Raw genomic sequence first — 26,615 nt, 5'->3', positions numbered from 1 at the left:
TAACAGTGTGACCTTAATTGTCCCATAACGGAACTCCATGACCAACTACAGCCTGCGCGCACGCATGATGATTCTGATCCTGGCACCGACCGTCCTTATTGGTTTATTGCTGAGTATCTTTTTCGTCGTGCATCGCTATAACGACTTGCAGCGTCAACTGGAAGATGCCGGTGCCAGCATTATTGAGCCGCTTGCAGTTTCTACTGAATATGGCATGAGTCTGCAAAATCGCGAATCTATCGGTCAGTTAATAAGCGTACTGCATCGTCGCCATTCTGATATTGTTCGCGCGATTTCGGTTTATGATGAAAATAACCGACTCTTTGTCACCTCCAATTTTCATCTTGATCCCTCATCAATGCAGCTCGGCAGCAACGTGCCATTTCCTCGCCAGCTCACTGTCACTCGTGACGGCGATATAATGATCCTCCGCACGCCGATTATTTCTGAAAGTTACTCCCCCGACGAATCGCCCAGTAGCGATGCCAAAAATAGTCAAAATATGCTGGGATATATTGCGCTGGAGCTGGATCTTAAATCGGTTCGCTTGCAGCAATATAAAGAGATCTTTATTTCCAGCGTGATGATGCTGTTTTGTATCGGTATTGCGCTTATTTTTGGCTGGCGCTTAATGCGCGATGTTACCGGCCCGATTCGCAACATGGTGAATACCGTCGACCGCATCCGTCGCGGGCAACTCGACAGCCGGGTGGAAGGATTTATGCTCGGCGAGCTGGATATGCTGAAAAACGGTATCAACTCGATGGCAATGTCGCTGGCGGCTTATCACGAAGAGATGCAACACAATATCGACCAGGCGACGTCCGATCTGCGTGAGACGCTGGAGCAAATGGAGATTCAGAACGTTGAGTTGGATCTGGCGAAAAAGCGCGCCCAGGAAGCGGCGCGTATTAAATCCGAGTTTCTGGCAAATATGTCACACGAGCTGCGTACACCACTGAATGGTGTTATTGGCTTTACCCGCCTGACGCTGAAAACAGAATTAACACCAACGCAGCGCGATCACCTGAATACGATTGAACGTTCGGCAAATAATTTGCTGGCAATTATTAATGATGTTCTCGACTTCTCGAAACTGGAAGCAGGTAAGCTGATTCTGGAAAGTATTCCATTCCCACTACGCAGCACGCTGGATGAAGTCGTTACCCTGCTGGCACATTCTTCTCACGATAAAGGGCTGGAACTGACGCTCAATATTAAAAGCGACGTGCCTGATAACGTTATCGGCGACCCACTACGATTACAGCAAATCATCACTAACCTGGTGGGGAATGCAATTAAATTCACCGAGAATGGCAACATTGATATTCTGGTAGAAAAACGTGCGCTGAGTAATACCAAAGTGCAAATTGAAGTGCAGATTCGGGATACCGGCATTGGTATTCCTGAACGCGATCAATCGCGCTTATTCCAGGCCTTCAGACAGGCTGATGCCAGTATTTCCCGCCGTCATGGTGGCACCGGGCTGGGGCTGGTGATTACACAAAAACTGGTTAATGAAATGGGCGGTGATATTTCGTTCCATAGCCAGCCGAATCGTGGTTCAACTTTCTGGTTCCACATTAATCTCGATCTGAACCCGAACATTATTATCGAAGGGCCATCCACCCAGTGCCTCACCGGTAAGCGCCTGGCCTATGTCGAACCAAACTCCGCAGCAGCGCAATGCACGCTGGATATTTTAAGTGAAACGCCGCTGGAAGTGGTTTATAGCCCAACGTTCTCCGCGCTGCCTCCCGCGCATTACGACATGATGTTGTTAGGCATCGCGGTGACCTTCCGCGAGCCGCTAACAATGCAACATGAGCGATTAGCGAAAGCAGTATCGATGACCGATTTTCTGATGCTGGCACTTCCTTGCCATGCACAAGTCAATGCTGAAAAACTTAAGCAAGATGGTATCGGCGCGTGTCTGCTGAAACCATTAACACCTACGCGCCTGTTACCTGCCCTGACGGAATTTTGTCATCACAAACAAAACACGCTTTTGCCTGTAACCGATGAAAGTAAGCTGGCAATGACAGTCATGGCGGTTGATGACAACCCCGCTAACCTGAAACTTATCGGCGCATTGCTGGAAGATATGGTGCAACATGTGGAACTTTGCGATAGCGGGCATCAGGCGGTTGAACGGGCGAAACAGATGCCGTTCGATTTGATCTTAATGGATATTCAAATGCCGGACATGGACGGCATTCGGGCCTGCGAACTCATCCACCAGCTCCCCCATCAGCAACAAACGCCGGTTATCGCGGTAACGGCGCATGCAATGGCCGGGCAAAAAGAGAAGCTGCTTGGCGCAGGGATGAGCGATTATCTGGCGAAACCGATTGAAGAAGAGCGATTGCATAATTTGTTGTTGCGCTATAAGCCTGGCAGCGGTATTTCCTCTCGCGTCGTGACGCCCGAAGTCAACGAAATTGTGGTGAACCCGAATGCGACCCTCGACTGGCAACTGGCACTACGCCAGGCAGCAGGAAAAACCGATTTAGCGCGCGATATGCTGCAAATGTTACTCGATTTCCTGCCTGAAGTTCGCAACAAAGTTGAGGAACAGCTGGTTGGAGAAAACCCGGAAGGCCTGGTTGATTTGATTCATAAACTGCATGGCAGTTGCGGCTATAGCGGTGTGCCGCGTATGAAGAATCTCTGCCAACTGATCGAACAACAGCTACGTAGCGGTACTAAAGAAGAAGATTTGGAGCCGGAGCTGCTGGAACTGTTAGACGAGATGGATAATGTAGCGCGCGAAGCCAGCAAAATTCTCGGGTAACGGACGTCTTGTCGAGTAGCAATCGGCTTTTTATGAAGCTGGTTTCAGACTGGTGACAAAGTGCCTGTGTTTATGCCGGATGCGGCGTTAACGCCTTATCCTGCCTACAAAACCAATTAAATTCAATGAATTAAAAAGTATGTTGGCCTGATACGTAGCGCAACAGGCAATTTTGCGTTTGGCATCAGTCTCAAACCGGCTCCTGACAGAGCCGGTTTTTGTTTTCAGTCTTAACGCACCATGCACGGGCGCTTGTTATCAAACGTCCAGCCAGGAATCAGGTACTGCATTCCCATCGCATCGTCACGCGCACCAAGCCCATGTTTCTGATACAGCTCGTGGGCTTTCATCACCTGATCCATATCGATTTCTACGCCCAATCCTGGTTTTTGCGGCACCTGTACCAGCCCGCCTTTGATCTCAAACGGTTCTTTGGTCAGACGCTGATTGCCTTCCTGCCAGATCCAGTGCGTATCAATAGCAGTAATTTTACCCGGTGCAGCAGCGGCTACATGGGTAAACATCGCCAGGGAAATATCGAAGTGGTTGTTAGAGTGTGAACCCCAGGTCAGGCCAAATTCATGGCACATTTGCGCCACACGTACCGAACCTTGCATCGTCCAGAAATGCGGATCCGCCAGCGGGATATCAACGGATTGCAGGGAGAGCGTATGGCCCATCTGCCGCCAGTCGGTGGCGATCATATTGGTTGCGGTCGGCAGGCCAGTCGCGCGACGGAACTCTGCCATCACTTCACGCCCGGAGAAACCTTGCTCCGCACCACACGGATCTTCTGCATAAGCCAGCGAACCTTTCAGGTATGTACCAATTTTAATCGCTTCGTTCAGCGACCAGGCACCGTTAGGATCGAGGGTAATACGCGCCTGTGGGAAGCGTTGCGCCAGTGCCACAATAGATTCTGCTTCTTCTTCCCCGGCCAGTACACCGCCCTTCAGTTTGAAATCGTTGAAGCCATATTTTTCATATGCCGCTTCCGCCAGGCGCACCACCGCATCCGGCGTCATCGCTTCTTCGTGACGCAGGCGATACCAGTCACATTGATCATCCGGCTGGCTTTGATACGGCAGCGGTGTGGCTTTGCGATTACCGACGAAGAACAGATAACCGAGCATTTCGACTTCGCTACGCTGTTGACCATCGCCCAGCAGCGATGCCACGTTAACCCCCAGATGCTGCCCCAGCAGATCCAGCATTGCCGCTTCTATCCCGGTAACCACATGAATAGTGGTCCGCAGGTCAAATGTCTGCAAACCGCGCCCGCCGGCATCACGATCGGCAAATGTATTACGCACCAGCGTCAGAACGTTTTTGTATTCACCCAGCGTTTTACCCACCACCAGCGGAATCGCATCTTCCAGCGTTTTACGGATTTTCTCGCCGCCGGGAATTTCCCCTACCCCAGTGTGACCAGAATTATCTTTGATAATCACAATATTACGCGTGAAGAACGGTGCGTGTGCACCACTCAGATTCATCAGCATACTGTCATGGCCCGCCACCGGGATGACCTGCATTTCAGTAACAACAGGCGTCGAAAATTGAGAACTCATCTTTATGTCCTTTTTCAAAATCAATGACGGCCGAAAACGGGACGTTTACGGTCAAAGGTCCAGCCGGGGATCAGGTACTGCATCGGGCCCGCGTCGTTACGCGCACCGCCAGGCAGACGTTTATAGGCCTCATGCGCCTTTTGTACCTGCTCCCAGTCCAGTTCCACGCCCAGACCGGGCGCATCAGGAACGGCAATTTTTCCATTTTTAATCTCCAGCGGATTTTTGGTCAGGCGACAATCGCCCTCCTGCCAAATCCAGTGGGTATCGATAGCGGTAGGATTACCCGGTGCCGCCGCGCCCACATGGGTAAACATCGCCAGAGAGATATCAAAGTGGTTATTGGAATGGCAGCCCCAGGTCAGCCCCCAGTCGTCGCAAAGCTGCGCTACGCGGACTGCACCGGAAAGCGTCCAGAAGTGCGGGTCGGCAAGTGGAATATCTACCGCATTGAGCATCACCGCATGGCCCATTTCGCGCCAGTTGGTGGCGATCATATTAGTCGCGACGGGCAAGCCGGTCGCCCGCCGAAATTCCGCCATCACTTCACGTCCGGAGAAACCCTGTTCTGCGCCACACGGATCTTCGGCATAGGTGAGAACATCATTCAGCCCTTTGCACAGAGAAATAGCTTCATCAAGCAGCCATGCTCCGTTGGGATCAACGGTAATCCGCGCATCCGGGAAGCGTTTCTTCAATGCACGAACAGTGTCGATTTCTTGCTCGCCAGGTAACACTCCGCCCTTAAGTTTGAAATCTTTAAAGCCATAGCGATCCTGTGAAGCTTCCGCCAGACGCACAACGGCTTCGCTGTTCATCGCTTTCTGATGCCGCAATTGATACCACTCATGGTTGCCCGGAGTATTTTCCAGATAAGGAAGATCGGTTTTGATCCGATCACCGATATAAAACAGATAACCGAGAACGGTAATAGCATCACGTTGCTTGCCTGGCCCTAACAGTTCGCAGACCGGAACATTCAGCGCCTTACCTAGCAGGTCAAGCAAGGCGGCTTCCAGCGCCGCCACGGCATTAACGCGCAATTCAAAAGTCCAGGCACCTTTGCCGAAGGTATCAAAATCGGCTGCCTGATTACCTTTATGCACCTGCTGAACCACTTTATTCAGGCGCGCAACTTCCTGGCCCAGCACCATCGGAATAGCCTCGACCAGTGTCTGATAAATCACCTCTCCGCCCGGCGCTTCACCAATGCCGGTATGCCCGGCGTTATCGGTGAGTACCACAATATTGCGGGTGAAATATGCGTTATGTGCACCACCAATATTAAGCAACATGCTGTCATGTCCGGCGACCGGAATGACTTTCATATCAGTAATAACAGGACTGGATTGTGTCGTCATCTTATTGCCCCGCGACAGGTTTCAGCTCGATACGCTTGATATCGCCCACCAGCACCAGGTAGCTCAGTACCGCGATTAAGGCATGAACACCAACATAAATCAGCGCCCCATTAAAGGAGCCAGTCGTGCCAACGATATAACCAATTGCGATTGGCGTGACGATGCCAGAAATGTTACCAAACATGTTGAACAGGCCACCGGAAAGACCGCTGATCTCTTTTGGCGCAGTATCAGCCATTACAGCCCAACCCAGCGCCCCGATGCCCTTACCGAAGAAGGCCAGCGCCATAAAGCCGATGATCATCCACTCAACGTTGACGTAGTTGCAGAACACCATCACCATCGACAGCAACATGCCCATTACGATCGGTGTTTTACGCGCAATGTTCAGCGATCCCGTGCGGCGCATCAGCCAGTCGGAAATAATCCCACCCAGCACACCGCCGATAAAACCGCAAACCGCCGGAACGGAAGCCACAAAGCCCGCTTTCAGAATCGACATCCCACGCGCCTGCACCAGATAAACCGGAAACCAGGTAATGAAAAAGTAAGTCAGGGCGTTGATACAGTACTGACCGATATAAACGCCGATCATCATCCGTGACCCGAGCAGCTGTTTGATCTGCCCCCACTTCACGCTGAACGGCACTTTAACTTTGGTGTTTTGCTGATCCATATTGATCAGCGCGCCACCCGCGGCGATGTACTCCAGCTCTTTCTGATTTACACCCGGATGTTGATTTGGCTCGTGGATGACTTTCAACCAGATAAAGCTGATGACAATGCCCAGACCGCCCATAAAGAAGAAGACGTGTGACCAGCCCACTTCATGCGTCAGCCAGCCCATAATCGGCGCGAAGATCACCGTTGCGAAGTATTGAGCGGAGTTAAAAATCGACACCGCCGTTCCCCTTTCCTGCGCCGGAAACCAGGCCGCTACAATGCGACTGTTACCGGGGAAAGATGGCGCTTCAGCAAGCCCGACCAGGAAGCGCAGCGTAAACAGGGCAACGATAATGCCGAATCCACTAAAAATATCGACGAAGCCTTGCAGCAAGGTAAACATCGACCAGATAAAGATCGACCAGAAGTAGACGCGTTTTGAACCAAAACGATCCAGCAACCAACCACCAGGGATCTGCCCGATAACATAAGCCCATGAGAAAGCAGAGAACACATAGCCCATTCCCACAGGATCAAGGCCGATATCTTTGGCCATTTCCGAACCGGCGATAGAGAGCGTAGCGCGGTCGCCGTAGTTGAAGGATGTGACGATAAACAACATCACCACTATCCAGTAACGAGCATTCGTGCGTTTTTCCACACTGCTCGCAGCCTGACTTAAAGAACTCATTGTTGCACTCCTGAAAATTCGCGTTAGCCACGCTCACTCTGGACTGCGACATCGCCAGGAAATCAGAGGTGACGTAGGGTGTTTTTTGCCGTTTTTATAGGTCGTTCGCCGAATGCGGCGCGTGTTTATATCTGGCAATAGCAGTATAAAAAGCGCGCCATAGCGGCTCACCGTGCAACAACACAACATTAATGCGTTCAATGAGGCCCGATTTTGGCATTAGCCCTGGACGGTGGAATCCACTTCACGGAAATGAAAACAAGAACAAGAAAGGAAGGGTTAAAACGAAGAAATAAAGAAGAGTATGAAATGGATCGCTTGACTCCAGGCAAACGCCAGTAAAAATCCGCACTATGAAGCAGTTTTTACTGGCATTTGCCTGAAAAGATTCGATTCAGCACTGCTAAAACGGCATTTACCGCTCGCTGAACATATCAGGACAACAGCGTGCCCCAATGTTCGACCCACGGATTTGATTCCGTTTCCGGTTCCGGGTTCTCACTGGCGTCAATCAACAGCATTTCTCCCACTCGCTGAGCGCTCTGTTCCTGCAACAAGGCATCGAACTGTTTGCCGCCATTGCAGAAATTCACATAACTACTGTCGCCGAGCGCAATCACGCCATAACGCAGATTCGGCTGGAAGCCCAGGGTATCTTTAATTCCCTGAAAGAGCGGCACAATGCAATCAGGAAGGTCGCCCTGCCCGGTCGTGGACGTAACCACCAGAACATACTTATCCTGATAGGGCAGCCAGTCGCTTAATTCAGGATCTTCAAATACCGTTGCTTTGTGGCCCTGCGCGGTCAGAATTGCTTCCGCTTCTTCCGCCACTAACAGCGAATTTCCGTACATAGTGCCGACAAAAATACCAATTTCCGCCATACCGTTTTCTCCCTGGATTAGGAACTTATCTCTCCATCCTGACCCGATGGCGCACTGAACTCAACCCTTTCATTTTCAGGAAGCAGACCCCGCCAGCCAAATTGTGATAACGCCTGCATCCAGGTGTCGTCCAGGCCCGCGTGAATAGTCAGTGGCTCGCCAGTAAAAGGATGCGTCAATGACAACTGACTGGCATGCAGCATTAACCGCTGAAGGCCAAAATGTTCAGCACCGCTGCGATTCTGGCGTAAATCACCATGTTTGCTGTCGCCAATAATCGGGTGACGCAAATGGGCAAGATGGCGACGGAGCTGGTGCTTACGTCCGGTTTTCGGCTCCAGTTCCACCAGGCCGTAGCGCGTGGTCGGGTAACGTCCGGTCGCTACCGGCATTTCTACGGTCGCCAGACCGCGATAATGCGTCACTGCTGGCTGCGGGCCTTTATCTTCGCGGGCAAATTTATCAGCGATTTTGTCCAGTTCTTCCACCAGTGGATAATCCAGCAGCGCTTCTTCCATCAACCAGCCGCGCACAATCGCATGATAACGTTTCTGGATTTGGTGCTGTTCAAACTGTTGTGCCAGCAGCCGTCCGGCCTCGCTGGATAATCCCATCAACAACACACCAGAAGTGGGTCGGTCCAGACGATGAGCAGTAAACACATGCTGGCCTATCTGGTCACGCACGGTTTGCATGACCACTACTTTCTCGTCGCGATCCAGCCAGCTGCGGTGAACCAGCCAGCCGGAGGGTTTATTTACCGCAACCAGCCATTCATCCTGATAGAGTATTTCCAGCATTAGCTCGCATCATCCGCAAAAAGAGCATCCAGTTTTTCCAGCTCAGCCAGAATAAGCGCGCGTTGCGGGTGGTCCGTCGCCAGCGCCATTTCATAATAGGGAGCAACGGCAAAAGCGCCCGGTAACGGCTGGTTGTTTTCTAACAAATCGTGCATTCGCGGGATCAGCACCCACTGCAACCACTCCAGTGGTTCCATGGTGTCCATAAAGAACGGTTGGGTACTATTAAATTGATGCGGCTGGGGTTCATCGTTTCGCCAGTGCTGATGTTCACGCAGTAACGCTTCAAGCGCCTGCAACTGGAAACGAACGCGGTCATGAGTGGTCATAAAGCAACCTCAATAAGAAAAACTGCCGCGAAGGATAGCAGGAATAAAAAAAGGGAGCACTGTATTCACAGTGCTCCCGGTTCGTTTCGCAGCATTCCAGCTACTTTTGTTGCTCCCTGCTCATCCTTGACAACTTTTCCTCTGGCCTTGCGGCCAATCGTTCATCCTGAACTATTGCTTCCTGCTCACACCACCCCGATGTGATACTTCATCCTGAAGTGTCCCTGGCCTTCCTGACCCACCGAATCATCCTGACCGGTTCTCATTCTCCATCCTGGAGGTGTCCTTTAACGCGTCCTGCGTCATCCTCTTCGCTTCATCCAGAAGCCTTTCCCTGAAACACCATCCTGGTGTGTCCTTCAGAAGTGTCATCATCCTGATGTTCACTTCGTTGTCTGACTCCCTGTCGACGAAGATAGAATCGTCTTTTTCGCGAAGTCTTACAAGGCGCTTACAGACAATGCCTTAAGGAAAATTTCATATGAAAGTTAAGAATTGACAAGCAATATATTGATTTTAAATGAAAATAACGATTCTTATCTTTTTAAGTATTCGCTTATTTCCTGGCGATCTCCTACAGAGTCTGTAAGAGATCTCTCACAACAAGATGGGGTATTTGGATTACAGAAGAGGCTTAAGTTGATTAAGGAATTCCGCAAGATTTGAGGCTAAATGCGTCCGTTTGCGTGTTCCCAGCGTCTCTTTGCACACTTCACCGGAGAGATTACACACCGAGATGACCTCTAACTCTTCTTCCAGCGTCGCGATAAATAGCGTGGGCGGCAGTTTTAGCCTTTTCTGAGTCACCAGATGACCAATCAGATTTTCCTGCACCCGACGGAAGTCGTCTTCACTCCAGGTTTGCAGCAATGTCAGTTTGATATCGCCAAACTGCGCGTGCATATCCCCGGCAAACTGAGTCGTATAAAAGGTATGAATTGTGGGTTGTATCACAATATCAAAAGCGCGTTCAACCGCGTTTACATTTTGTTCCCCGGTAAACGGCTGGGGTTGCCAGTATACGGCGTCTTCGGTGGTTGAAATAATGCACGGTGAAGGAACGCCGTACAGTTCCTCACTCAACGGCCAGCTTTTATGCTCTTCATGCCACGCATCGCAGTAGCGTGCAGTAAAATCTTTCAGGGCTTGTGCGGTCAAATCGTCCACTAATTTCTCTCTTCACTTAAACCAGATACACTTGTCGTTTAGTTTATCTGGTTTATGACGGTGAAACATGTCTTCTTATGCAAACCATCAGGCACTTGCGGGCCTGACTCTTGGAAAATCAACCGATTACCGGGATACCTATGACGCCAGCCTACTGCAAGGCGTTCCGCGTAGTCTGAATCGCGATCCGCTGGGTCTGAAAGCGGATAACCTGCCTTTTCACGGTACGGATATCTGGACGCTGTATGAACTTTCCTGGCTGAATGCGAAAGGTTTGCCGCAGGTCGCCGTCGGTCACGTTGAACTTGATTACACCAGCGCAAATCTGATTGAGTCGAAGAGTTTTAAGCTCTATCTCAACAGTTTTAACCAGACGCGTTTTAATAACTGGGATGAGGTGCGCCAGACGCTGGAGCGCGACTTAAGCACTTGCGCTCAGGGTAAGGTTAGCGTGGCGTTATATCGTCTTGATGAACTGGAAGGCCAACCGATAGGTCATTTCAATGGCACTTGCATTGATGACCAGGATATCACTATCGATAACTATGAATTCACTACTGACTATCTGGAGAATGCCACCAGTGGCGAAAAAGTAGTAGAAGAGACGCTCGTCAGCCACCTGCTGAAATCAAACTGCCTGATCACCCATCAACCAGATTGGGGATCGATCCAAATTCAGTATCGTGGACGCCAAATTGACAGAGAAAAACTGCTGCGTTACCTGGTTTCTTTCCGTCATCACAACGAGTTCCACGAACAGTGCGTGGAACGCATCTTTAATGACCTGTTACGCTTCTGCCAGCCAGAAAAATTGAGCGTTTACGCACGTTATACCCGTCGTGGCGGTCTGGACATTAACCCGTGGCGCAGTAATAACGATTTTGTCCCATCGACCACAAGACTGGTTCGGCAATAAATTTTTTCTCAATTTTGCGTGCTGGATTCACGCAGAAGGTTGTGAAAGGTCATCAGGCAGGGCTATTGTAATCAAAGGGAATGACGATATTCGTCCCATAAGGAGTTTTTCTTGATTACACATATTAGCCCGCTTGGCTCCATGGATATGTTGTCGCAGCTGGAAGTGGATATGCTTAAACGCACCGCCAGCAGCGACCTCTATCAACTGTTTCGCAACTGTTCACTTGCCGTACTGAACTCCGGTAGTTTGACCGATAACAGCAAAGAATTGCTGTCTCGTTTTGAAAATTTCGATATTAACGTCCTGCGCCGTGAACGCGGCGTAAAGCTGGAACTGATTAATCCCCCGGAAGAGGCTTTTGTCGATGGGCGAATTATTCGCGCTTTGCAGGCCAACTTGTTCGCGGTTCTGCGCGACATTCTCTTCGTTTACGGGCAAATCCATAACACCGTTCGTTTTCCCAACCTGAATCTCGACAACTCCGTCCACATCACTAACCTGGTCTTTTCCATCTTGCGTAACGCTCGCGCGCTGCATGTTGGTGAAGCGCCAAATATGGTGGTCTGCTGGGGCGGGCACTCAATTAACGAAAACGAGTATTTGTATGCCCGTCGCGTCGGGAATCAGCTGGGCCTGCGTGAGCTGAATATCTGCACCGGCTGTGGTCCGGGAGCGATGGAAGCGCCAATGAAAGGTGCTGCGGTCGGACACGCACAGCAGCGTTACAAAGACAGTCGTTTTATTGGTATGACAGAGCCATCGATTATCGCCGCTGAACCGCCTAACCCGCTGGTCAACGAATTGATCATCATGCCGGATATCGAAAAACGTCTGGAAGCGTTTGTCCGTATCGCTCACGGTATCATTATCTTCCCTGGCGGTGTGGGTACGGCAGAAGAGTTGCTGTATTTGCTGGGAATTTTAATGAACCCGGCCAACAAAGATCAGGTTTTACCATTGATCCTCACCGGCCCGAAAGAGAGCGCCGACTACTTCCGCGTACTGGACGAGTTTGTCGTGCATACGTTGGGTGAAAACGCGCGCCGCCATTACCGCATCATCATTGATGACGCCGCTGAAGTCGCTCGTCAGATGAAAAAATCGATGCCGCTGGTGAAAGAAAATCGCCGCGACACAGGCGATGCCTACAGCTTTAACTGGTCAATGCGCATTGCGCCAGATTTGCAAATGCCGTTTGAGCCGTCTCACGAGAATATGGCTAATCTGAAGCTTTACCCGGATCAACCCGTTGAAGTGCTGGCTGCCGACCTGCGCCGTGCGTTCTCCGGTATTGTGGCGGGTAACGTAAAAGAAGTCGGTATTCGCGCCATTGAAGAGTTTGGTCCTTATAAAATCAACGGCGATAAAGAGATTATGCGTCGTATGGATGACCTGCTACAGGGTTTTGTTGCCCAGCATCGTATGAAGTTGCCAGGCTCAGCCTACATCCCTTGCTACGAAATCTGCACGTAATCTCCCTCCCCCGGTGACGTTTGTTGCCGGGTTTTCTCGTTTTTGGTCACATACCCATCAATTTATTTCATTTGTTATATGAATGTTTCTTACCACCCTCACGCGATAAATATCATTACAGTTAATATGTCATACAATTTATGTTGTAACGCAAACGTTTCCCTATTTTCATAAACCACATTTTATCGCTATGAAAAAGAAATTATCGCCATGATTAACTAAAAGTATTGATTTTTTCAGTTCAACCTACATATATTGCGCGCCCCGGAAGAAGTCAGATGTCGTTTAATGGGCAAATATTGCCCTTAAATTCTCTTTTACTTTTGATTTACAGAGTAAAGCGTTGGGATAATCTATCTTCCAAGTAGATTATTGTATTTGGGATCAAGATCACTGATAGATACATAACTTGTGTGTATCTTTCCGCCCTCAAATTATTACGGCGGTAAATGATTAAGCCATCGCCGATAGACAGATTTCATTTTTACGGTCAGGCACCTTCCCGGGCTGAACTGGCTAAAAGCTGAATTATTTGCATTCCTCCAGGAGAAATAGATGGAAACAACTCAAACCAGCACGATTGCGTCGAAAGACTCTCGTAGTGCCTGGCGCAAGACAGACACCATGTGGATGCTGGGCCTTTACGGCACGGCAATCGGCGCGGGCGTGCTGTTCCTGCCAATCAACGCCGGTGTTGGCGGTATGATCCCGCTGATCATCATGGCTATCCTTGCGTTCCCGATGACATTTTTTGCTCACCGCGGCCTGACTCGCTTCGTACTGTCTGGTAAAAACCCAGGCGAAGACATCACCGAGGTTGTAGAAGAACACTTTGGTATTGGCGCAGGTAAACTGATTACCCTGCTCTACTTCTTCGCTATCTACCCGATCCTGCTGGTTTATAGCGTGGCAATCACCAATACAGTTGAAAGCTTCATGTCTCACCAGCTGGGTATGACACCACCGCCGCGTGCGATTCTGTCGCTGATCCTGATCGTGGGTATGATGACCATCGTTCGCTTCGGTGAGCAAATGATCGTTAAAGCGATGAGTATTCTGGTATTCCCGTTTGTTGGCGTACTGATGCTGCTGGCTCTGTACCTGATCCCGCAGTGGAACGGCGCAGCACTGGAAACGCTGTCTCTGGACACTGCATCTGCAACCGGAAACGGTCTGTGGATGACCCTGTGGCTGGCAATTCCGGTAATGGTGTTCTCGTTCAACCACTCTCCGATCATCTCTTCTTTCGCCGTTGCGAAGCGTGAAGAGTACGGCGATATGGCAGAACAGAAATGCTCTAAGATCCTGGCATTCGCACACATCATGATGGTGCTGACCGTAATGTTCTTCGTCTTCAGCTGCGTACTGAGCCTGACTCCGGCAGACCTGGCTGCGGCTAAAGAGCAGAACATCTCGATTCTGTCTTACCTGGCTAACCACTTTAACGCACCGGTTATCGCGTGGATGGCACCGATTATCGCGATTATCGCTATCACCAAATCCTTCCTCGGCCACTACCTGGGCGCACGTGAAGGCTTCAACGGTATGGTGATTAAATCTCTGCGTGGTAAAGGTAAGTCTATCGAAATCAACAAGCTGAACCGTATCACTGCGCTGTTCATGCTGGTAACGACCTGGATTGTTGCCACCCTGAACCCGAGCATCCTGGGTATGATTGAAACCCTGGGCGGCCCAATCATCGCGATGATCCTGTTCCTGATGCCGATGTACGCAATTCAGAAAGTACCGGCAATGCGTAAGTACAGCGGTCACATCAGCAACGTATTCGTTGTCGTGATGGGTCTGATTGCAATCTCCGCAATCTTCTACTCTCTGTTCAGCTAAGTCCTTTCGCGCCGCTTTCGGGCGGCGCTTCCTCCGTTTTAACGCGATGTATTTCCTATGATTAGCGTATTCGATATTTTCAAAATCGGCATTGGCCCTTCCAGTTCTCATACCGTTGGACCAATGAAAGCGGGTAAACAATTTACCGACGATCTGATTGCCCGTAACCTGCTTAAAGACGTGACCCGCGTGGTGGTTGACGTGTACGGCTCGCTCTCTCTGACTGGTAAAGGCCACCACACTGATATCGCCATTATTATGGGCCTGGCGGGTAACCTGCCGGATACCGTGGATATCGATTCCATCCCTGGTTTTATTCAGGATGTGAATACTCATGGTCGCCTGATGCTGGCAAATGGTCAGCATGAAGTGGAGTTCCCGGTTGATCAGTGCATGAACTTCCATGCCGACAACCTTTCTCTGCATGAAAACGGTATGCGCATTACCGCACTGGCGGGCGATAAAGTCGTTTACAGCCAGACTTACTACTCTATTGGTGGTGGCTTTATCGTTGATGAAGAGCATTTTGGTCAGCAGGATAGCGCACCGGTTGAAGTTCCTTATCCGTACAGTTCAGCAGCCGATCTGCAAAAACATTGTCAGGAAACCGGGCTGTCACTCTCTGGCCTGATGATGAAAAACGAGCTGGCGCTGCACAGCAAAGAAGAGCTGGAACAGCACCTGGCGAACGTCTGGGAAGTCATGCGTGGCGGTATTGAGCGCGGTATTTCTACCGAAGGCGTGTTACCTGGCAAACTGCGCGTTCCACGCCGTGCTGCGGCACTACGCCGGATGCTGGTCAGCCAGGATAAAACCACCACTGACCCGATGGCGGTTGTTGACTGGATCAACATGTTTGCACTGGCAGTGAACGAAGAGAATGCTGCTGGCGGTCGTGTGGTGACTGCGCCGACTAACGGTGCGTGCGGGATTATTCCGGCCGTGCTGGCGTACTACGACAAGTTTATCCGCGAAGTGAACGCTAACTCACTGGCTCGTTACCTGCTGGTAGCCAGCGCCATTGGTTCTCTTTATAAGATGAACGCGTCGATTTCTGGTGCCGAAGTCGGCTGCCAGGGTGAAGTCGGCGTGGCGTGCTCAATGGCGGCAGCTGGTCTGGCAGAACTGTTAGGCGCAAGCCCGGCGCAGGTATGCATCGCGGCGGAAATCGCCATGGAGCACAACCTCGGTCTGACGTGTGACCCGGTTGCCGGACAGGTCCAGGTACCGTGCATCGAGCGTAACGCCATTGCGGCAGTAAAAGCGGTGAACGCCGCGCGTATGGCGCTGCGCCGTACCAGCGAGCCGCGCGTCTGCCTCGATAAAGTTATCGAGACCATGTACGAAACAGGTAAAGATATGAACGCCAAGTACCGCGAAACCTCTCGCGGCGGCCTGGCAATGAAGATCGTTGCCTGCGATTAATCTCTCCCGGAGGCCTCGTTTTGCGAGGCCTCTTCCCGTTTTCTCAACCAGCCATAGCCTGTTCCGGCATCGAATGTTACCCTTATCGCCTGATCTTTAAGGGGGTTATCGTGGCTGTTCATTTGCTTATTGTCGATGCACTGAATCTTATTCGTCGCATTCATGCCGTTCAGGGTTCGCCCTGTGTCGAAACCTGCCAGCACGCGCTCGATCAGCTCATTATGCACAGCCAGCCAACCCACGCGGTCGCCGTTTTTGATGATGAAAACCGCAGTAGCGGCTGGCGTCATCAGCGTTTACCAGATTACAAAGCGGGTCGACCGCCAATGCCGGAAGAGTTGCACAACGAGATGCCTGCATTACGCGCCGCCTTTGAGCAACGCGGCGTCCCGTGCTGGTCCGCCAGCGGCAACGAAGCCGATGACTTAGCCGCCACGCTGGCGGTCAAAGTGACACAGGCCGGGCATCAGGCAACGATTGTTTCGACAGATAAAGGCTACTGCCAGTTACTTTCACCGACATTACGTATTCGTGATTACTTCCAGAAACGTTGGCTGGATGCACCATTTATTGATAAAGAATTTGGCGTTCAACCGCAGCAGTTACCCGATTACTGGGGACTTGCGGGGATCAGCAGTTCAAAGGTACCGGGTGTTGCGGGGATCGGACCAAAAAGCGCCACGCAGCTGCTGGTCGAGTTTAAGAGTCTGGAAGGGATATATGAGAATCTGGATGCGGTTGCCGAAAAGTGGCGCAAAAAATTAGAAACCCATAAAGAGATGGCGTTTCTGTGCCGCGATATTGCCCGCTTACAAACCGATTTGCATATCGACGGCAATTTACAGCAATTGCGGTTGGTACGGTAACGGCGTGCCGGATACGGCGCAAACGTCGCATCCGGCATTATCACATCAGCGCATTTACCAGGCGGTATGGTAAAGCTCTACAATATCCTCAAGCGTTGCTTCACGCGGGTTGCCACCGGTACAAACATCATCCAGTGCCGCCTGCGCCAGTGCCGGAATGTCTTCCTTGCGTACACCAACATCACGTAAATGTGGCGGAATACCGACATCACGGTTGAGAGCAAACACCGCTTCAACAGCGGCATTACGCGCCTCTTCCAGGCTCATACCTTCCACTTTCACGCCCATAACGCGCGCGATATCGCGGTACTTCTCACCGGTAAAGACAGCGTTATAGCGCATGACATGCGGTAACAGGATGGCGTTCGCAACACCGTGTGGCGTGTTGTAAAACGCGCCCAGTGGATGCGCCATACCATGCACCAACCCTAACCCAACATTCGAGAAGCCCATACCCGCAACATACTGCCCGAGCGCCATTTCTTCTCCGGCATCCTTATCACCAGCAACCGATCCTCGCAGCGCCCCAGCAATGATTTCAATCGCTTTAATGTGCAGTGCATCGGTTAGCGCCCACGCGCCACGGGTAATATACCCCTCAATAGCATGAGTGAGCGCATCGACACCCGTCGCAGCTTTCAGCGCTGGAGGCATACCATCCATCATGTCAGCGTCAATAAACGCCACCTGCGGGATATCATGCGGATCAACGCAAACAAACTTGCGCCGTTTTTCTTCGTCAGTGATCACGTAGTTAATGGTCACTTCTGCCGCAGTGCCTGCTGTGGTGGGGATTGCCAGAATCGGTACACTAGGTTTATTGGTCGGGGAAAGCCCTTCCAGGCTACGCACATCGGCAAACTCCGGGTTGTTGCTGATAATGCCAATCGCTTTACAAGTATCCTGTGGAGAACCACCACCAATAGCGATCAGGTAATCCGCGCCGCTATTCTGGAATACACCGAGCCCTTCTTTGACGACAGTAATTGTTGGGTTGGGCACTACGCCGTCGTAAATCGCCCATGCCAGTCCTGCCGCATCCATCTTATCGGTCACTTTCGCCACCACGCCGCATTGCACCAGCGTTTTATCGGTGACGATCAGCGCCTTCTGATAACCACGGCGTTTCACCTCATCGGTTAAAGCCCCAACAGCACCCCGACCAAACCATGCCGTTTCGTTCAGAATCATTCTGTTAGCCATCATCCTTCTCCTTGTTGCTTTACGAAATTACTCTTCAATCCGTAACCCGTAGGTTTTGAATTTCTCCAGCACTACGGCAATCTCTTCATCGCTCAGCACTGGCACCGGGTCCGTAATCGCCAGGGTCGTCAGGTAAAGTTGTGCCAGCACTTCAACTTCATGCGCCAGCCATAACGCTTTCTCCAGATTCGCCTCACAAGCGATAAGCCCATGATGTTGTAACAAAGTTGCCTTACGATTTTTGAGAGCCAGCGCAACATGTTCAGAAAGTTCGCGTGTTCCAAAGGTCGCATAAGGCGCGCAAGGAATAGAATTACCGCCAGCCGCCGCAATCATGTAGTGAATCGCGGGGATCGGGCGGTTAAGAATGGAAACTGCCGTACAATGAACGGCATGATTGTGAACAACCGCGTTGGCATCCGGTCTGCTTTGATAGGCCGCCATATGGAAACGCCACTCGCTTGAGGGGAGCTTTCCTTCCTCATGTTTGCCGTTGCCATCAATAAAGACAATATGCGACTCCGTCAGTTTTTCATATGGAATACCTGTAGGCGTAATCAGCATCCCATCCTGATAACGTACACTGACGTTACCCGCTGTCCCCTGGTTCAGCCCCAGGCGAGTCATTTCCAGGCAAGTGTCAATAATCTGACGAGCAAGTTTATTTCGTTCCATTAGCTACCTCTCTCTGATTCAAAACAGGGCAATAATGTTGTTCCTTTCACACTATTGAATTAGCCGTTTAATTACCCACCATCTTCTTCCTGATTAACCAGAAAGAAATTCACAAGCTTATATTTTGTGACCTGGTTCAACTAATCACAGTAAATAACTGCAATTTCTCTTTTTATAACCCCATTAAAAATGACCGCTCTTAAAAATATTTATCAAAACGGTCATTTTTCTACTCCTCCCTGCCAGGAATGCCCGTTTTCGGCACAAACAATTAATACGGTCATCTGGTTTGTGTTTTTTATGATTTATTTTCTGAAACGGGCATGAAATTTCGATTATTAAAGTGATGGTAGTCACATAAAGTCACCTTCCGGCTAATAAGTGTGACCGCCGTCATATTACAGAGCGTTTTTTATTTGAAAATGAATCCATGAGTTCATTTCAGACAGGCAAATATTCACTGATATGAAGCCCGAACTCGCTGGTTTTGCACTTTTGAAAACATAACCGATTACGTGCTTAAGCTTCTGAACCTAAGAGGATGCTATGGGAAACACATCAATACAAACGCAGAGTTACCGTGCGGTAGATAAAGATGCAGGGCAAAGCAGAAGTTACATTATTCCATTCGCACTGCTGTGCTCACTGTTTTTTCTTTGGGCGGTAGCCAATAACCTTAACGACATTTTATTGCCTCAATTCCAGCAGGCTTTTACGCTGACAAATTTCCAGGCTGGCCTGATCCAATCGGCCTTTTACTTTGGTTATTTCATTATCCCAATCCCTGCCGGGATATTGATGAAAAAACTCAGTTATAAAGCAGGGATTATTACCGGATTGTTTTTATATGCCTTCGGCGCTGCATTATTCTGGCCCGCCGCAGAAATAATGAACTACACCTTGTTTTTAGTTGGCCTATTTATTATTGCAGCCGGATTAGGTTGTCTGGAAACTGCCGCAAACCCTTTTGTTACGGTATTAGGGCCGGAAAGCAGTGGTCACTTCCGCTTAAATCTTGCGCAAACATTTAACTCATTTGGCGCAATTATCGCGGTTGTCTTTGGGCAAAGTCTTATTTTGTCTAACGTGCCACATCAATCGCAAGACGTTCTCGATAAAATGTCTCCAGAGCAATTGAGTGCGTATAAACACAGCCTGGTATTATCGGTACAGACACCTTATATGATCATCGTGGCTATCGTGTTACTGGTCGCCCTGCTGATCATGCTGACGAAATTCCCGGCATTGCAGAGTGATAATCACAGTGACGCCAAACAAGGATCGTTCTCCGCATCGCTTTGTCGCCTGGCGCGTATTCGCCACTGGCGCTGGGCAGTATTAGCGCAATTCTGCTACGTTGGCGCACAAACGGCCTGCTGGAGCTATTTAATTCGCTACGCTGTAGAAGAAATTCCAGGTATGACAGCAGGCTTTGCCGCTAACTATTTAACCGGAACCATGGTGTGCTTCTTTATTGGTCGTTTCACCGGTACCTGGCTCATCAGTCGCTTCGCACCACACAAAGTCCTGGCAGCCTACGCATTAATTGCTATGGCACTGTGCCTGATCTCAGCCTTCGCTGGCGGTCATGTGGGCTTAATAGCCCTGACTTTATGCAGCGCCTTTATGTCGATTCAGTACCCAACAATCTTCTCGCTGGGCATTAAAAATCTCGGCCAGGACACCAAATACGGTTCGTCCTTCATCGTTATGACCATTATTGGCGGCGGTATTGTCACTCCGGTCATGGGTTTTGTCAGTGACGCGGCGGGCAACATCCCCACTGCTGAACTGATCCCCGCACTCTGCTTCGCGGTCATCTTTATCTTTGCCCGTTTCCGTTCTCAAACGGCAACTAACTGAACATATTTTCCGAATAAAGTGAGGAATCTGTAATGAAAAAAATCAGCTTACCGAAAATTGGTATCCGCCCGGTTATTGACGGTCGTCGCATGGGTGTTCGTGAGTCGCTTGAAGAACAAACAATGAATATGGCGAAAGCCACGGCCGCACTGCTGACCGAGAAACTGCGCCATGCCTGTGGAGCTGCCGTCGAGTGTGTCATTTCCGATACCTGTATCGCGGGTATGGCTGAAGCCGCTGCTTGCGAAGAAAAATTCAGCAGTCAGAATGTAGGCCTCACCATTACGGTAACCCCTTGCTGGTGCTATGGCAGTGAAACCATCGACATGGATCCAACCCGCCCGAAAGCCATTTGGGGCTTTAACGGCACCGAACGTCCCGGCGCTGTTTACCTGGCAGCGGCTCTGGCAGCTCACAGCCAGAAAGGCATCCCGGCATTCTCCATTTACGGTCATGACGTTCAGGATGCCGATGACACATCGATTCCTGCTGATGTTGAAGAAAAACTGCTGCGCTTTGCCCGCGCCGGTTTGGCCGTCGCCAGCATGAAAGGTAAAAGCTATCTGTCGCTGGGCGGCGTTTCGATGGGTATCGCCGGTTCTATTGTTGATCACAACTTCTTTGAATCCTGGCTGGGAATGAAAGTCCAGGCGGTGGATATGACCGAACTGCGTCGCCGTATCGATCAGAAGATTTACGACGAAGCCGAACTGGAAATGGCGCTGGCCTGGGCTGATAAAAACTTCCGCTATGGCGAAGATGAAAATAACAAACAGTATCAACGAAATGCCGAGCAAAGCCGCGCAGTTCTGCGCGAAAGTTTACTGATGGCGATGTGTATCCGCGACATGATGCAAGGCAACAGCAAACTGGCCGATATCGGTCGCGTGGAAGAATCACTTGGCTACAACGCCATCGCTGCGGGCTTCCAGGGGCAACGTCACTGGACCGATCAATATCCCAATGGTGACACCGCCGAAGCGATCCTCAACAGTTCATTTGACTGGAATGGCGTGCGCGAACCCTTTGTCGTGGCGACCGAAAACGACAGTCTTAACGGCGTGGCAATGCTAATGGGTCACCAGCTCACCGGCACCGCTCAGGTATTTGCCGATGTCCGTACCTACTGGTCACCAGAAGCAATTGAGCGTGTAACGGGGCATAAACTGGACGGACTGGCAGAACACGGCATCATCCATTTGATCAACTCCGGTTCTGCTGCGCTGGACGGTTCCTGTAAACAACGCGACAGCGAAGGTAACCCGACGATGAAGCCACACTGGGAAATCTCTCAGCAAGAGGCTGACGCTTGCCTCGCCGCTACCGAATGGTGCCCGGCGATCCACGAATACTTCCGTGGCGGCGGTTACTCTTCCCGCTTCCTTACCGAAGGCGGCGTCCCGTTCACCATGACTCGTGTCAACATCATCAAAGGCCTGGGACCGGTACTGCAAATCGCGGAAGGCTGGAGCGTGGAATTGCCGAAGGATGTGCATGACATCCTCAACAAACGCACCAACTCAACCTGGCCAACCACCTGGTTTGCACCGCGCCTCACCGGTAAAGGGCCGTTTACGGATGTGTACTCGGTAATGGCGAACTGGGGCGCTAACCACGGAGTTCTGACCATCGGCCACGTTGGCGCAGACTTTATCACTCTTGCCTCCATGCTGCGTATCCCGGTATGTATGCACAACGTTGAAGAGACCAAAGTGTATCGTCCTTCTGCCTGGGCCGCGCACGGCATGGATATTGAAGGCCAGGATTACCGCGCTTGCCAGAACTACGGCCCGTTGTACAAGCGTTAATACATGACTCCCTGATGTGATGCCCGGTCGCTCCGGCTACCGGGCCTGAACAAGCAAGAGTGGTTAGCCGGATAAGCAATGTTATCCGGCTATATTGCAGGAGCGATTATGAAACAAGAAGTTATCCTGGTACTCGACTGTGGCGCGACCAATGTCAGGGCCATCGCGGTTAATCGGCAGGGAAAAATTGTTGCCCGCGCCTCAACGCCTAATGCCAGCGATATCGCGATGGAAAACAACACCTGGCACCAGTGGTCTTTAGACGCCATTTTGCAACGCTTTGCTGATTGCTGTCGGCAAATCAATAGTGAACTGACTGATTGCCACATCCGCGGTATCGCCGTCACCACCTTTGGTGTGGATGGCGCTCTGGTAGATAAGCAAGGCAATCTGCTCTATCCGATCATTAGCTGGAAATGTCCGCGAACAGCAGCGGTTATGGACAATATTGAACAGTTGATCTCCGCACAGCGGTTGCAGGCTATTTCTGGCGTCGGAGCCTTTAGTTTCAATACGTTATATAAGTTGGTGTGGTTGAAAGAAAATCATCCACAACTGCTGGAACGCGCGCACGCCTGGCTCTTTATTTCGTCGCTGATTAACCACCGTTTAACCGGCGAATTCACTACTGATATCACGATGGCCGGAACCAGCCAGATGCTGGATATCCAGCAACGCGATTTCAGTCCGCAAATTTTACAAGCCACCGGTATTCCACGCCGACTCTTCCCTCGTCTGGTGGAAGCGGGTGAACAGATTGGTACGCTACAGAACAGCGCCGCAGCAATGCTCGGCTTACCCGTTGGCATACCGGTGATTTCCGCAGGTCACGATACCCAGTTCGCCCTTTTTGGCGCTGGTGCCGACCAAAATGAACCCGTGCTCTCTTCCGGTACATGGGAAATTTTAATGGTCCGTAGCGCCCAGGTTGATACTTCGCTGTTAAGTCAGTACGCCGGTTCCACCTGCGAACTGGATAGCCAGGCAGGGTTGTATAACCCAGGTATGCAATGGCTGGCATCCGGCGTGCTGGAATGGGTGAGAAAACTGTTCTGGACGGCTGAAACACCCTGGCAAATGTTGATTGAAGAAGCTCGTCTGATCGCGCCTGGCGCGGATGGCGTAAAAATGCAGTGTGATTTATTGTCGTGTCAGAACGCTGGCTGGCAAGGAGTGACGCTTAATACCACGCGGGGGCATTTCTATCGCGCGGCGCTGGAAGGGTTAACTGCGCAATTACAGCGCAATCTACAGATGCTGGAAAAAATCGGGCACTTTAAAGCCTCTGAATTATTGTTAGTCGGCGGAGGAAGTCGCAACACATTGTGGAATCAGATTAAAGCCAATATGCTTGATATTCCGGTAAAAGTTCTCGACGACGCCGAAACGACCGTCGCAGGAGCTGCGCTGTTCGGTTGGTATGGCGTAGGGGAATTTAACAGCCCGGAAGAAGCCCGCGCGCAGATTCATTATCAGTACCGTTATTTCTACCCGCAAACTGAACCTGAATTTATAGAGGAGGTGTGAAATGCTGAAAACAATTTCGCCGTTAATTTCTCCCGAACTATTGAAAGTGCTGGCAGAGATGGGGCATGGAGATGAAATTATTTTTTCCGATGCTCACTTTCCCGCCCATTCGATGGGACCGCAGGTGATCCGCGCTGATGGCCTGTTGGTGAGCGACTTGCTCCAGGCGATTATCCCGTTATTTGAGCTGGACAGCTATGCACCACCGCTGGTGATGATGGCGGCGGTAGAAGGTGACACTCTCGATCCTGAAGTAGAACGACGTTATCGTAATGCGCTTTCACTACAAGCCCCCTGTCCTGACATCATCCGCATCAATCGTTTTGCGTTTTATGAACGGGCGCAAAAAGCCTTTGCGATCGTTATCACAGGCGAACGAGCGAAGTACGGGAATATTCTTTTAAAAAAAGGGGTAACACCGTAATCTCATACCGGTACGCCCGCATGACGCGGGCGGTTATCGAATGATGGGGTGAAAAATATGAAAGCGGCACGCCAGCAAGCGATAGTCGACCTGCTGCTGAACCATACCAGCCTGACCACGGAAGCTCTCTCTGAACAGCTAAAGGTCAGTAAAGAAACCATTCGTCGCGATCTCAATGAATTACAGACGCAGGGTAAAATTCTGCGCAATCATGGACGCGCTAAATATATCCACCGTCAAAATCAAGACAGTGGCGATCCCTTTCACATCCGGTTGAAAAGCCATTATGCGCATAAAGCAGATATCGCGCGCGAGGCGCTCGCGTGGATTGAAGAAGGGATGGTAATAGCATTAGACGCCAGTTCAACCTGCTGGTATCTGGCACGCCAGTTGCCTGACATCAACATCCAGGTCTTCACCAATAGCCATCCGATTTGCCATGAACTCGGTAAACGTGAACGCATTCAACTGATCAGTTCCGGCGGCACACTTGAGCGCAAATATGGTTGTTACGTCAATCCCTCGCTGATTTCCCAGCTTAAATCGCTGGAAATCGATCTGTTTATTTTTTCTTGTGAAGGGATCGATAGCAGCGGCGCACTGTGGGACTCCAATGCCATCAACGCTGATTACAAATCAATGCTATTAAAACGCGCCGCACAATCGTTGTTATTGATTGATAAAAGTAAATTTAATCGTTCAGGGGAAGCCCGCATCGGGCATCTGGATGAGGTCACGCACATTATTTCTGATGAGCGCCAGGTTGCAACTTCTTTGGTAACAGCCTGACGGAAAGGGTAGCAGGCCGGAGACGACGCCCCGGCCTTGCCTGTTATCGCTCGTCGCGACGACCACCCACCGCAGCCCAGATACGGCGGACGTGCACCGTCACTTCTTCGCGATCGTGATACAACTGCCGCGCCTGGATCTGAGCATTTATGCCATGTTCATCAAGCTGTGCCTGAATATACGCCAGATTGTGTGACACTTCTTCGTAGCGTTTTTTCATCGGCAGTTTGAGGTTGAAAATGCTTTCACGGCACCAGCCATTAACCAGCCACTGCGCCATCAATGCCGCAACTTTCGCCGGTTTTTCAACCATATCGCATACCATCCAGGAGATATTGCTGCGTGTCGGACGGAATTTGAAACCGTCTTCCCGCAGCCACGTCACCTGTCCGGTATCCATCAGACTTTGCGCCATCGGGCCGTTGTCGACGGAATAAACCCACATGTTGCGCTTCACCAGTTGGTAGGTCCAGCCGCCTGGGCAAGCGCCTAAATCCACCGCCCACATCCCGTTCGCCAGGCGTTCATCCCACTCATCCGCAGGAATAAACACATGAAATGCCTCTTCCAGTTTGAGCGTGGAACGACTCGGCGCATCTGCCGGAAATTTCAGGCGCGGAATGCCCATATAGAACGGCGAATTATTGTTGCTGTATGAGTAACCAGTATAGCAACAGCCTGGTGCAATAAAGAATACATGCACAACCGGACGCTTCGGCGTTTCATAGTTCGCCAGCACACCCGCATCACGCAAGGCAGCGCGTAGCGGCACGGTGAATTTACGGCAGAATTTCAGCAACTCTTTGCTTTCGTTGGTATCGGCAACTTCAACACGCAGTTCACCGCCCTTCTCTACTACGCCCTGTAACATGCCGACAATGGGGGTAATACGATCTTCTGGCGGCAAATGCTGCAGGAGTTCCCCCACTACAAACCACTGGCGGGCAAAAATTAATGAATTGAACGGCAGCTCACGGATTAACTTATCGCCATCATCAGGTTGATAACATTCATAAATGACATAACCCGCATTCTCTTTCACGCGGGCAAAACCGAAAATTTCCCGCTGGCCGGCTTTATCGGTAATTTCTGCGGCGCACTCTTTTTCAAAGCCCGGACGGCACAGCAATACAACCTTATTCATGACTTACGCCCTTGCGCTTTAAACGGATAGCACCAACTAACATTAACGCCCAGCCCGCGAGGAAGCTCACGCCGCCAACCGGTGTGACAAATGCCCACAAACGCAGATGGGACAGCGCCAGGCAATAAAGGCTGCCGCTGAACAGCACCGTGCCTAACGCGAGGAAAACGCTACTCCAGTAAAACCAGATACTGATGCGACGCTGCATTGCCACCGCCAGACCTAAGATCGCCAGCGTGTGGAACGCCTGGTATTCGAGACCGGTCTGGATCCAGCCCATCTCAACGGCCCCCATGGTTTTACTTAACACATGCGCGCCAAAAGCGCCCAGAGCCACAAAAATGAAGCCGCTAATGGCGGCGAAAATCAGCATAAAACGGCTGGTCATGGTCGT

22 protein-coding genes are annotated in these 26,615 nt (G+C 50.8%); 11 read left to right on the top strand and 11 right to left on the bottom strand.

All coding sequences use genetic code 11. The features are described from left to right. Positions 1 to 37 precede the first annotated feature (37 nt). Entirely contained in the window at positions 38 to 2,794 is a 2,757-nt protein-coding gene (gene barA / locus ACJHYW_RS12210) for a two-component sensor histidine kinase BarA (protein ID WP_000186462.1), read from the top strand. A 230-nt stretch (positions 2,795 to 3,024) separates the two neighbouring features. Here barA and gudD read toward each other — a convergent pair whose 3' ends face one another. The 7 genes from gudD to syd all read right to left on the bottom strand — a co-directional run bounded on the left by gudD (position 3,025) and on the right by syd (position 10,260). Continuing rightward, positions 3,025 to 4,365 carry a glucarate dehydratase gene (gene gudD, locus ACJHYW_RS12205; protein ID WP_000098220.1) on the bottom strand — a complete coding sequence of 447 codons (1,341 nt, stop codon included), beginning with the start codon at positions 4,363 to 4,365 and terminating at the stop codon, positions 3,025 to 3,027. A gap of 20 nt (positions 4,366 to 4,385) precedes the next feature. Next, positions 4,386 to 5,726, bottom strand: coding sequence for an enolase C-terminal domain-like protein (locus ACJHYW_RS12200; protein ID WP_000211776.1), 1,341 nt, complete (start codon positions 5,724 to 5,726; stop codon positions 4,386 to 4,388). 1 nt (position 5,727) lies between these two features. Then, entirely contained in the window at positions 5,728 to 7,080 is a 1,353-nt protein-coding gene (gudP, locus tag ACJHYW_RS12195; protein ID WP_000097082.1) for a galactarate/glucarate/glycerate transporter GudP, read from the bottom strand. 434 nt (positions 7,081 to 7,514) lie between these two features. Next, positions 7,515 to 7,964, bottom strand: coding sequence for a flavodoxin (locus ACJHYW_RS12190; protein ID WP_000807747.1), 450 nt, complete (start codon positions 7,962 to 7,964; stop codon positions 7,515 to 7,517). Between the two features lie 17 nt (positions 7,965 to 7,981). Then, positions 7,982 to 8,764 (bottom strand): tRNA pseudouridine(65) synthase TruC, encoded by a 783-nt coding sequence (truC, locus tag ACJHYW_RS12185; protein WP_000889991.1) that lies wholly within the window; start codon positions 8,762 to 8,764, stop codon positions 7,982 to 7,984. After that, positions 8,764 to 9,093, bottom strand: coding sequence for a YqcC family protein (locus ACJHYW_RS12180; protein WP_000206975.1), 330 nt, complete (start codon positions 9,091 to 9,093; stop codon positions 8,764 to 8,766). Before ACJHYW_RS12180 ends, truC begins: the two co-directional genes overlap by 1 nt. A gap of 621 nt (positions 9,094 to 9,714) precedes the next feature. Continuing rightward, positions 9,715 to 10,260: a SecY-interacting protein gene (gene syd / locus ACJHYW_RS12175; protein ID WP_000342431.1), complete on the bottom strand. Its 546-nt coding sequence runs from the start codon at positions 10,258 to 10,260 to the stop codon at positions 9,715 to 9,717. Positions 10,261 to 10,327: 67 nt separating this feature from the next. On the opposite strand from syd, the gene queF reads away from it, so the two are divergent. The 5 genes from queF (at position 10,328) to xni (ending at position 16,788) form a co-directional block, all read left to right on the top strand. Further along, positions 10,328 to 11,176 carry an NADPH-dependent 7-cyano-7-deazaguanine reductase QueF gene (queF, locus tag ACJHYW_RS12170; protein ID WP_000100410.1) on the top strand — a complete coding sequence of 283 codons (849 nt, stop codon included), beginning with the start codon at positions 10,328 to 10,330 and terminating at the stop codon, positions 11,174 to 11,176. Between the two features lie 111 nt (positions 11,177 to 11,287). After that, positions 11,288 to 12,652, top strand: coding sequence for a nucleotide 5'-monophosphate nucleosidase PpnN (gene ppnN / locus ACJHYW_RS12165; RefSeq protein ID WP_000627995.1), 1,365 nt, complete (start codon positions 11,288 to 11,290; stop codon positions 12,650 to 12,652). A 555-nt stretch (positions 12,653 to 13,207) separates the two neighbouring features. Further along, entirely contained in the window at positions 13,208 to 14,497 is a 1,290-nt protein-coding gene (gene sdaC, locus ACJHYW_RS12160; protein ID WP_000450476.1) for an HAAAP family serine/threonine permease SdaC, read from the top strand. Between the two features lie 57 nt (positions 14,498 to 14,554). Next, entirely contained in the window at positions 14,555 to 15,922 is a 1,368-nt protein-coding gene (gene sdaB / locus ACJHYW_RS12155) for an L-serine ammonia-lyase II (protein ID WP_000626404.1), read from the top strand. Positions 15,923 to 16,032: 110 nt separating this feature from the next. Continuing rightward, entirely contained in the window at positions 16,033 to 16,788 is a 756-nt protein-coding gene (gene xni, locus ACJHYW_RS12150; RefSeq protein WP_024179465.1) for a flap endonuclease Xni, read from the top strand. Between the two features lie 54 nt (positions 16,789 to 16,842). On the opposite strand, the gene fucO is transcribed toward xni, so the two are convergent. Together fucO and fucA are read right to left on the bottom strand one after the other, a co-directional pair. Beyond that, positions 16,843 to 17,991 carry a lactaldehyde reductase gene (fucO, locus tag ACJHYW_RS12145; RefSeq protein ID WP_000013594.1) on the bottom strand — a complete coding sequence of 383 codons (1,149 nt, stop codon included), beginning with the start codon at positions 17,989 to 17,991 and terminating at the stop codon, positions 16,843 to 16,845. Positions 17,992 to 18,018: 27 nt separating this feature from the next. After that, positions 18,019 to 18,666 carry an L-fuculose-phosphate aldolase gene (gene fucA / locus ACJHYW_RS12140; RefSeq protein WP_000440772.1) on the bottom strand — a complete coding sequence of 216 codons (648 nt, stop codon included), beginning with the start codon at positions 18,664 to 18,666 and terminating at the stop codon, positions 18,019 to 18,021. A 546-nt stretch (positions 18,667 to 19,212) separates the two neighbouring features. On the opposite strand from fucA, the gene fucP reads away from it, so the two are divergent. The 5 genes from fucP to fucR all read left to right on the top strand — a co-directional run bounded on the left by fucP (position 19,213) and on the right by fucR (position 25,077). After that, positions 19,213 to 20,529: an L-fucose:H+ symporter permease gene (fucP, locus tag ACJHYW_RS12135; RefSeq protein WP_000528585.1), complete on the top strand. Its 1,317-nt coding sequence runs from the start codon at positions 19,213 to 19,215 to the stop codon at positions 20,527 to 20,529. Between the two features lie 32 nt (positions 20,530 to 20,561). After that, positions 20,562 to 22,337: an L-fucose isomerase gene (fucI, locus tag ACJHYW_RS12130; protein ID WP_000724153.1), complete on the top strand. Its 1,776-nt coding sequence runs from the start codon at positions 20,562 to 20,564 to the stop codon at positions 22,335 to 22,337. 108 nt (positions 22,338 to 22,445) lie between these two features. Then, positions 22,446 to 23,864, top strand: a complete 1,419-nt coding sequence (fucK, locus tag ACJHYW_RS12125) for an L-fuculokinase (RefSeq protein ID WP_001361316.1) — start codon at positions 22,446 to 22,448, stop codon at positions 23,862 to 23,864. A 1-nt stretch (position 23,865) separates the two neighbouring features. Next, positions 23,866 to 24,288 (top strand): L-fucose mutarotase, encoded by a 423-nt coding sequence (gene fucU / locus ACJHYW_RS12120; RefSeq protein WP_000920840.1) that lies wholly within the window; start codon positions 23,866 to 23,868, stop codon positions 24,286 to 24,288. Between the two features lie 57 nt (positions 24,289 to 24,345). Then, positions 24,346 to 25,077, top strand: coding sequence for an L-fucose operon activator (gene fucR / locus ACJHYW_RS12115; RefSeq protein ID WP_000642344.1), 732 nt, complete (start codon positions 24,346 to 24,348; stop codon positions 25,075 to 25,077). Positions 25,078 to 25,120: 43 nt separating this feature from the next. Here the strand turns inward: fucR and rlmM are convergent, their stop codons facing one another. Further along, positions 25,121 to 26,221, bottom strand: a complete 1,101-nt coding sequence (gene rlmM, locus ACJHYW_RS12110; protein ID WP_001045506.1) for a 23S rRNA (cytidine(2498)-2'-O)-methyltransferase RlmM — start codon at positions 26,219 to 26,221, stop codon at positions 25,121 to 25,123. Next, a complete protein-coding gene (locus ACJHYW_RS12105; protein ID WP_000203905.1) occupies positions 26,214 to 26,609 on the bottom strand; it encodes a DUF423 domain-containing protein in 396 nt (131 codons plus the stop codon). Before ACJHYW_RS12105 ends, rlmM begins: the two co-directional genes overlap by 8 nt. Positions 26,610 to 26,615 lie beyond the last annotated feature (6 nt).

Source organism: Escherichia sp. WS3063, assembly GCF_046486595.1.
Taxonomy (GTDB): Bacteria; Pseudomonadota; Gammaproteobacteria; order Enterobacterales; family Enterobacteriaceae; genus Escherichia; species Escherichia coli.
The sequence above is the reverse complement of the archived record's forward strand: the minus strand, read 5'-3'. Positions and strand labels throughout refer to the sequence as shown.

What these genes read in the sequence shown, in the direction of transcription:
- barA (WP_000186462.1), top strand. Translation starts at nt 38, where the DNA reads ATGACCAACTACAGCCTGCGCGCACGCATGATGATTCTGATCCTGGCA.
- gudD (WP_000098220.1), bottom strand. Translation starts at nt 4,365, where the DNA reads ATGAGTTCTCAATTTTCGACGCCTGTTGTTACTGAAATGCAGGTCATC.
- ACJHYW_RS12200 (WP_000211776.1), bottom strand. Translation starts at nt 5,726, where the DNA reads ATGACGACACAATCCAGTCCTGTTATTACTGATATGAAAGTCATTCCG.
- gudP (WP_000097082.1), bottom strand. Translation starts at nt 7,080, where the DNA reads ATGAGTTCTTTAAGTCAGGCTGCGAGCAGTGTGGAAAAACGCACGAAT.
- ACJHYW_RS12190 (WP_000807747.1), bottom strand. Translation starts at nt 7,964, where the DNA reads ATGGCGGAAATTGGTATTTTTGTCGGCACTATGTACGGAAATTCGCTG.
- truC (WP_000889991.1), bottom strand. Translation starts at nt 8,764, where the DNA reads ATGCTGGAAATACTCTATCAGGATGAATGGCTGGTTGCGGTAAATAAA.
- ACJHYW_RS12180 (WP_000206975.1), bottom strand. Translation starts at nt 9,093, where the DNA reads ATGACCACTCATGACCGCGTTCGTTTCCAGTTGCAGGCGCTTGAAGCG.
- queF (WP_000100410.1), top strand. Translation starts at nt 10,328, where the DNA reads ATGTCTTCTTATGCAAACCATCAGGCACTTGCGGGCCTGACTCTTGGA.
- sdaC (WP_000450476.1), top strand. Translation starts at nt 13,208, where the DNA reads ATGGAAACAACTCAAACCAGCACGATTGCGTCGAAAGACTCTCGTAGT.
- sdaB (WP_000626404.1), top strand. Translation starts at nt 14,555, where the DNA reads ATGATTAGCGTATTCGATATTTTCAAAATCGGCATTGGCCCTTCCAGT.
- fucO (WP_000013594.1), bottom strand. Translation starts at nt 17,991, where the DNA reads ATGGCTAACAGAATGATTCTGAACGAAACGGCATGGTTTGGTCGGGGT.
- fucA (WP_000440772.1), bottom strand. Translation starts at nt 18,666, where the DNA reads ATGGAACGAAATAAACTTGCTCGTCAGATTATTGACACTTGCCTGGAA.
- fucP (WP_000528585.1), top strand. Translation starts at nt 19,213, where the DNA reads ATGGGAAACACATCAATACAAACGCAGAGTTACCGTGCGGTAGATAAA.
- fucI (WP_000724153.1), top strand. Translation starts at nt 20,562, where the DNA reads ATGAAAAAAATCAGCTTACCGAAAATTGGTATCCGCCCGGTTATTGAC.
- fucK (WP_001361316.1), top strand. Translation starts at nt 22,446, where the DNA reads ATGAAACAAGAAGTTATCCTGGTACTCGACTGTGGCGCGACCAATGTC.
- fucU (WP_000920840.1), top strand. Translation starts at nt 23,866, where the DNA reads ATGCTGAAAACAATTTCGCCGTTAATTTCTCCCGAACTATTGAAAGTG.
- fucR (WP_000642344.1), top strand. Translation starts at nt 24,346, where the DNA reads ATGAAAGCGGCACGCCAGCAAGCGATAGTCGACCTGCTGCTGAACCAT.
- rlmM (WP_001045506.1), bottom strand. Translation starts at nt 26,221, where the DNA reads ATGAATAAGGTTGTATTGCTGTGCCGTCCGGGCTTTGAAAAAGAGTGC.
- ACJHYW_RS12105 (WP_000203905.1), bottom strand. Translation starts at nt 26,609, where the DNA reads ATGACCAGCCGTTTTATGCTGATTTTCGCCGCCATTAGCGGCTTCATT.